Source organism: Kitasatospora sp. NPDC059747, from assembly GCF_042732955.1.
In the GTDB taxonomy this organism is placed as follows: domain Bacteria; phylum Actinomycetota; class Actinomycetes; order Streptomycetales; family Streptomycetaceae; genus Kitasatospora.
The window spans coordinates 1-2075 of the sequence record NZ_JBHWGV010000084.1 but is presented as its reverse complement, the minus strand read 5'-3'; the positions used below and the strand labels follow the sequence as shown (position 1 = coordinate 2075).

Genomic DNA, 2075 nt, shown 5'->3' with positions numbered 1-2075 from the left:
GGGTTACTGTCCCGCTGCGCCCCCCCCCCCCCCCCCCCAACCCCACCCCGACGAGCGATCAGGGTCTCCGGTCCGCCCGAGCCGTCTGTCACGGCAGCCGGTTTGAGTGGTCCTCGCCCTCTCGCAGCAGCCATTCCCTGACCGTAGGAGAACGGTCCAGCAGTTCACTGATCCGCATGCCCTCGTCGCGGGAGGTCACCTTCGGCAGCGGGGCGAAGTCGTCGGGGAGCACGTCCAGCAGGCTCATCACCCGCTCTCCCGTACGCAGGGCGATCAACAGCTCGCACCGCAGCTGACGCGGCACCTCCGGGCGGTGGGACAAGCTGTTCCACAGGGCCGGCCAGAGGTAGTGGCTTCCGTCGGACGCCGCATTCGCCTTCACCCAGAGCGGGTCCAGCCTCTGGCTGAGGCCGAGTTCACACGCCCGCGCCTCCAGCCCGAGCAGCGACGCCGTGTCGATGACCTTCACTTCACGAGGCAGTGGCTGATCCGGGTGCATCGCCCCATGCTGCCCGACGGCACCTTGCCGAAGCGCACCGGGACCGCTTCACAATGCGTCGCGTGGCGAGATGTTGGCAGTTTCTGGCCGCCGGCTCGTGCCATCCGTCAGGCCACCCCCTCGCCGCCGGCCCCCTCCTGCGCCAGGGCCGTCTGGAGCTGCACCGTCCGGCGCCGGGTGATGTGCAGGGCCCGGCCGGGCGGGAGTTGGCGGGGTTTGACGTTGCCGAAGAGCACGCCCTCGCTGGGCGGGCAGGACAGGAGGACGGCGGGTGTGTTGACGTCGAGGAGGCGGCGCAGGAGGGGGTCGCTCATGGCGCGGGCAATGCCGTTGGCGCTGCGGGCGACGATCAGGTGGAGGCCGAGTTCGGTGCCCTGGGCGAGGTGGTCGAGGAGCGGGGTGAAGGGGTGGCCGGTGAGCGGGGCCGAGATGAGGTCGTAGTCGTCGACGAGGATGAAGAGTTCGGGGCCGGTCCACCAGTCGCGGAGCTTGAGGCGGGCGGGGGTGATGTCCTCGCTGGGGACGCGGCCCTCCATGGCGCGGGCAGCGCCCTGGACGATCTGCTTGAGGACGTCGACGGCGACGGCGTAGCCGAGGCGGTACTCCTCGGGGACGAGGTCGAACAGGCCGCGCCGGAAGTCGATCAGCATGATGCGGGCCTCGGCCGGGGTGTAGGCCGTGGTGATGCCGTTGACGAGGTGGCGCAGCAGGTTGGTCTTGCCGGTCTCGCTGTCGCCGACGACGACGAGGTGGGGTGATTCCTCGAAGTCGTGCCAGAGCGGGGAGACTTCGCGGTCCTCCAGGCCGAGGGCGATCCGCAGCCGGCCTTCGGGGGCGGGGAGTGCGGCGGCCTCCAGCATCAGCGGAAGTGTGCGGACCTGGGGGGCGCGGGGGCCGGTCCAGTGGTCGTTGACGGCTTCGGCGAGGTCGGCGACGCCGTCGGCGAGGTCGTCCGCGTCGCCGGTGCCGTCGATGCGGGGCAGGGCGGTGAGGAAGTGGAGCTGGTCGTCGGTGAGGCCGCGGCCGGGGACCTTGGGGACGGTGGCGGCGGCCCGCATGTTGATCATGGAGTCGACGGAGTCGCCGAGCCGGAGCTCGAACTTGGTGCCGAGCTGGTCCCGCAGGGCGCTGGTGACCTCGGCCCACCGGGTCGCGGTGATGACCAGGTGGACGCCGTAGTTGAGGCCGCGTCCGGCGATCAGGCCGAGGACCTGGACGAGCTCCCCGAACTCCTGGCGCAGCGTGTTCCAGCCGTCGACGACGAGGAAGACGTCACCGTGGAGGTCGTCGGCCAGTTCGGGGTCGCCCGCCGCGCGGCGGCGCCGGAAGGCGGCGGCGGAGTCGATGCCGAGCCGGGCGAAGCTCTGTTCGCGGCGCGCGATGATGCCGTTGATCTCGGCGATCGTGCGGCCGACGCGCTCGGGGTCGTGCCGGCCGGTGACGCCGCCGACGTGCGGGAGGCCGCGCAGGGCGGAGAGGCCGCCGCCGCCGAAGTCGAGGCAGTAGAACTGGACCTCGCGCGGGGTGTGGGTGAGGGCGAGGCCGGTGATCAGGGTGCGCAGGAGGTTGCTCTTGC

At 71.6% G+C, this 2075-nt stretch carries 2 protein-coding genes; both read right to left on the bottom strand.

Annotation, left to right across the window (positions count from 1 at the left end):
- Positions 1-88: 88 nt before the first annotated feature.
- The gene (locus ACFV4G_RS30140) at positions 89-499 is read right to left on the bottom strand and encodes a hypothetical protein (protein WP_380445282.1); all 411 of its coding nucleotides are present in this window, start codon (positions 497-499) and stop codon (positions 89-91) included.
- 107 nt (positions 500-606) lie between these two features.
- Positions 607-2075 (bottom strand): type VII secretion protein EccCb (eccCb, locus tag ACFV4G_RS30135; RefSeq protein WP_380445281.1); only part of this gene is annotated, 1469 nt, incomplete at its 5' end.

Coding starts and splice junctions, on each gene's coding strand:
- ACFV4G_RS30140 (WP_380445282.1), bottom strand. CDS start 499: ATGCACCCGGATCAGCCACTGCCTCGTGAAGTGAAGGTCATCGACACG.